We start from the raw sequence: 4,452 nt of genomic DNA on the forward strand, positions 1-4,452 counted from the left end.
CCTGCTGCACCCCGGTGCGGTCCCGGCGCCGCCGCCGGGGAGGGTCGCGCGGGTCCGCTGAGCGGGCCTCAGGCCGCGCCGCCCGGGCCGAGCCGCCGGCCGACCAGTCGCGCGATCCACGGCGCGACCAGCAGCATCAGGATCACCCGCAGCACCTGCACCGCGACCACCGAGGTGACGTCCACGCCGGAGGAGATCGCCGTCGCCAGCACCGCGTACACCCCGCCCGGGGTGGTCGCGAGGTAGCCCTCCAGCGGGGTCATGCCGGTGAAGTGCGACAGCAGCAGCCCCAGTCCGGCGCAGAGCGCGACGACGCCCAGGATCAGCGCGGTCGCCAGCGGCAGCACCCGCGCGACGGTGCCGAGCGCGGCCCGGGTGAAGCGCAGCCCGGCCTGCCAGCCGATGACGGCGTAGGCGACGTCGACGAGCGGCAGCGGCACCGACGCGGCGAAGGAGAACCCGGCCAGGCTGATGACCAGCGCCACCACCATCGGTCCGAGCAGCGCACCGGCGGGGACCCGGGCGAGCTTCCCGAGCGGGACGCCGACGCCCACGCACAGCGCGGTCACCGCGAGCCCGACCCACCACGGCGCGCCGGGGCCGGTGGGCGCGGCGGCAGGTGCGCCGGGGGAGGCGCCGTAGACGACCGCGGCGACCACCGGCATCGTCGCGGTGACCAGCCCGACCCGCAGGTACTGGATGACGGCGACGGTGCGCTCGTCGCCACCCAGCTCGCGGCTGATCGCGACGAGCCCGGACGCGCCGCCCGCGGTCTGCGCGAGCATCCCGGTGAGCGGAGTGACCCCCCGCTGCAGACCCATGAGGAGTCCGGATCCCATGCTGACCAGCAGCGTCGCGAGGCTGATCAGCAGGACCGGCAGCCACTCGGCTGCCACCGCGGCCAGGGTGTCCGGGCGGGCGAGCAGGCCGATGACGACGCCGATGACCGCCTGCGCACCCGACGTCGCCGGGCGGGCGACCCGCGCGGGGCCGAGCCCGGTCAGGGCGAGGACGGTCGCGACCAGCAGCCCGGCGAACAGGGCGGGGGAGGGCACGTCGACCGCGGCGAGCCCGGCGGTCACGAGCACGGTCAGCGCGGCGAGCAGCAGCCAGCGCCACCATCCGGACAGCGACGGGCGGGGGCTCACCGTGTGATCACGACCCGAGCCTAAATGGGACAGGCGTACTGGTGCGCGGTGAGTCGGGACACGATCGTTGTCGAGAGCGAACGACCACGGCTTCCCCTCCGGACCCCGCCGGGGTAGGACGGACGGGCACGAGGAGGTGCGCCGATGCGAGACACCCCGAGAGACGACACCGCCGCGACCACCGGGCTCGGCCCGGTGATCGCCGCACTGACCGCGCCCGGCGGGGAGTTCGAGCTGGTCGACGCCGACGTGCGCGGCGCCGCGATGCGGGTCTACCGGCGTGGCCCGCACACCCTGGCCGAGCTGTGGGCGGCGACGGCGGCGTGGCCGGAGCGCACGTTCACCGTCCACCACGGCGAGCGTCGCACCTACGGCGAGCACCGGAGCCTGGTCGCCGACCTGGCCTGCGTGCTCACCGGACGGTTCGGGCTGCGCCCCGGCGACCGGGTCGCGATCGCGATGCGGAACCTGCCGGAGTGGCCGGTGGTCTTCTTCGCCGCCCAGGTCGCGGGGCTGGTCGTCGTCCCGCTGAACGCCTGGTGGAGCGCACCCGAGCTGGCGTGGGCGGTGGCCGACTCCGGTGCCGGGCTGGTCGTGGCCGACCCGGAACGGTGCGCCGCCCTGTGCGGTGGGAGCGGCACCGGGGTGCCGGTCGTCCGGGTCCGCGGGGGCGGCGCGCCCGAGCCCGGTCCGGTGACCGGGTGGGAGGACCTCGGGCTGCGCACCGACGGCCCCGGTGACCCGGTCGGGGTCACCGCGCCCGGCCCGGACGACGACGCGACGATCCTCTACACCTCCGGCACCACCGGCCGACCGAAGGGCGCGGTCGGCACCCACCGCAACCACGTGACGAACCTGCTCAACGTCGCGCTGCAGGCCCGCGCCACCGCGCTCGACTCCGGGGTGGGACCGCCGCCGGGGCAGCAGGGGACGCTGCTGATGTACCCGATGTTCCACATCGCCGGCATCAACGGACTCGTCGGCGCCGTGCTCGGCGGGGCGAAGCTCGCGACCCTGCACCGCTGGGACCCGGCCGCGGCGCGGGCCGTCGTCCGGTCCGAGCGGCTGACCCGTTCCAACGGTGTCCCGTCGACGACGGCGGCGCTGCTCGACGGCGCCGACCCCGCCGACCTCGCGTCGTTGCGGACGGTCGGGATGGGCGGGGCACCCGTGCCGCCCGAGCTCGTCGCGCGGATCGGGCGCGACCTCGGCGCCGGGGCCGCGAACGGCTACGGCCTGACCGAGACGACCTCGGCGATCTGCGCGAACACCGGGTCCGAGTACCGGGCCCGTCCCGACTCGGTCGGCCGGCCCGCGCCGGGGGCCCGGCTGCGGGTCGCCGGCCCGGACGGGGAGGCGCTGCGCGACGGCGAGGTCGGCGAGCTGTGGTTCCGCGGCCCGAACGTCGTCCGCGGCTACTGGAACCGGCCCGACGCCGACGCCGAGGCGTTCGTCGACGGCTGGTTCCGCACCGGCGACCTGGGGCACGTGACCGACGGCTGGGTGTACGTCGTGGACCGGTTGAAGGATGTCGTGCTGCGCGGTGGGGAGAACGTGTACTCCGCGCAGGTGGAGGCGGCGATCCACACCGTCGACGGGGTGCTGGAGGTGGCGGTGCTCGGCGTGCCGCACCCGCGCCTGGGCGAGGAGGTCGCCGCACTGGTCCGGGCCCGCCCCGGAGCGGCCCGCGACGACGACGCCGTCCGCGCCGCCGTCGCCGCGCGGGTGGGGGAGTTCGCCGCGCCCGCGCACGTGCGGTGGACCGACGAGCCGCTGCCCAGGACGGCGACCGGGAAGGTCCGCAAGCGGGAGCTGCGCTCGGGGTTCACCGCTCCGGCGTGAGCGTCCTGCGGGCCGCGGCCACGGCCTCCAGCCAGGGACGCGGGTCCGGGGCGCCGGCCGGCGGGACCAGGACGACGGTGTCCGGCCCGGCCGCGGCGTGGCTCCGGACGACCGCCTCCACCTCGGCCCGGTGCTCCGGCAGCGCGACGTAGCCGATGCGCCGGAACCCGTCCGCGGCGCCGCCCGGGCCGCACGCGTCGAGCGAGGACCGGACGTCGGCGGGGGGCAGGCCCGAGTCGAGCAGGACCCCGTCGGCGAGGTCCCCGGCCAGCCGCAGGGTGCGCGGCCCGCGCCCGCCGACCAGCACCGGTGGGACGGTCGTCGGCGGGTGGTCGAGCCGGACCCGGTCCAGGGAGACGTAGCGCCCGGAGCGGGTGACCTCGCGACCGGCGAGCAGGTCCCGTACCGCGGTCGTGTGCTCGGCGAGCAGGGTCAGCGGCGAGGCGACCCGGTTGCCGACCTGGCCCATCCAGTCGAGCACGCCGTGCCCGAGGACCGGCAGGTAGCGGCCCGGGAACAGCCGGGCGAGCGAGGCGGTCTCCATGGCGACGACCGCCGGGTTCCGCAGCGGCACCGGGAACAGCCCGACCCCGACGGTCAGGGCGTCGGTGCGGGCCAGCGCGACGGCCGCGGTGGCGGTCCCGCCGTGCAGGAAGCAGTCCTCCCACAGCCAGAGCTGGTCCAGCCCCGCGGCCTCGACGTCACGGGCCACGCCCGGCAGCTCCTCGGGGGGCAGCTCGGGCCGGAAGACGATGCCGATGTCCATGGCGGTCACCGTGCCACGCGGAGCCGCCGGCGTCGTACGGCTACCGGGCCGGGTCGATGCGGAACACCGGGCAGATGCCGGTCAGGGCTCCCAGCGCCTCGGGCGTCGGCTCGGCGACGACCCCGTTCTCCACCATGATCCCGACGCCCTCCGGGGTGACCTGTGGCCACGCCTCCAGCACCGGGCGCGCCTGCTCCGGCGGCACCTCCACCAGCACGACGGGCTCCGGGTCGGCGTCGGGCCCCGTGCTCAGCGTGGCCCGCCCGCCCGCGGCCCGGACGTTGACGATCCAGTCCGCGCCCGGGAACCCGCCGACGACGAACCGCTTCCCGCCGGTCGCGTACACCGTCAGCGGCGTGTGCCGGGGTGTCCCGCTGCGCCGGCCGGGGACGGTCAGGACGGGCAGCTCGAACGGCAGCTCACCACGGTCGCGCCGGGCGAGCAGGTCGTCGTTCAGGTGCTTGATCTGCTGCGGGGCACGGATGTGACGGCGGGGATCGTCGGACACGGGGGCTCCTCGTTCTCGGATCCGGGTCAGGATGCCACGGGCCGGCGGGCGGGCGCGGGGCGTCGCAGCGGAGGGGGCTCAGTCCGACCGCAGCCCGTCCAGCGCCTCCTCGGCCCGGGCCAGGTCCTCCTCGGCCCGCTCGGCCCGCCCCGCGGCGTCCCGGGCGGCGCGGTCGGCCTCGTCGCGGG

General features: G+C 76.9%; 4 protein-coding genes. 1 reads left to right on the plus strand and 3 read right to left on the minus strand.

Annotated elements, in window-relative coordinates:
- Positions 1-68 precede the first annotated feature (68 nt).
- Entirely contained in the window at positions 69-1,148 is a 1,080-nt protein-coding gene (locus NH602_RS28440; protein ID WP_253069413.1) for an AbrB family transcriptional regulator, read from the minus strand.
- Between the two features lie 144 nt (positions 1,149-1,292).
- On the opposite strand from NH602_RS28440, the gene NH602_RS28445 reads away from it, so the two are divergent.
- Positions 1,293-2,990: a class I adenylate-forming enzyme family protein gene (locus tag NH602_RS28445; RefSeq protein WP_253069414.1), complete on the plus strand. Its 1,698-nt coding sequence runs from the start codon at positions 1,293-1,295 to the stop codon at positions 2,988-2,990.
- Here NH602_RS28445 and NH602_RS28450 read toward each other — a convergent pair.
- Complete coding sequence (locus NH602_RS28450) at positions 2,974-3,756, minus strand: LLM class flavin-dependent oxidoreductase (protein ID WP_253069415.1); 783 nt, start codon at positions 3,754-3,756, stop codon at positions 2,974-2,976. The two genes, NH602_RS28445 and NH602_RS28450, sit on opposite strands and share 17 nt — an antisense overlap.
- A gap of 40 nt (positions 3,757-3,796) precedes the next feature.
- Positions 3,797-4,264 (minus strand): nitroreductase/quinone reductase family protein, encoded by a 468-nt coding sequence (locus tag NH602_RS28455; protein ID WP_218899184.1) that lies wholly within the window; start codon positions 4,262-4,264, stop codon positions 3,797-3,799.
- Positions 4,265-4,452: the final 188 nt, after the last annotated feature.

The organism is Pseudonocardia sp. McavD-2-B, assembly GCF_024124365.1.
GTDB classification, from domain to species: Bacteria; Actinomycetota; Actinomycetes; order Mycobacteriales; family Pseudonocardiaceae; genus Pseudonocardia; species Pseudonocardia alni.

Excerpts from the sequence above, each read along its gene's own strand:
- NH602_RS28445 (WP_253069414.1), top strand. The coding sequence starts at position 1,293 with ATGCGAGACACCCCGAGAGACGACACCGCCGCGACCACCGGGCTCGGC.
- NH602_RS28450 (WP_253069415.1), bottom strand. The coding sequence starts at position 3,756 with ATGGACATCGGCATCGTCTTCCGGCCCGAGCTGCCCCCCGAGGAGCTG.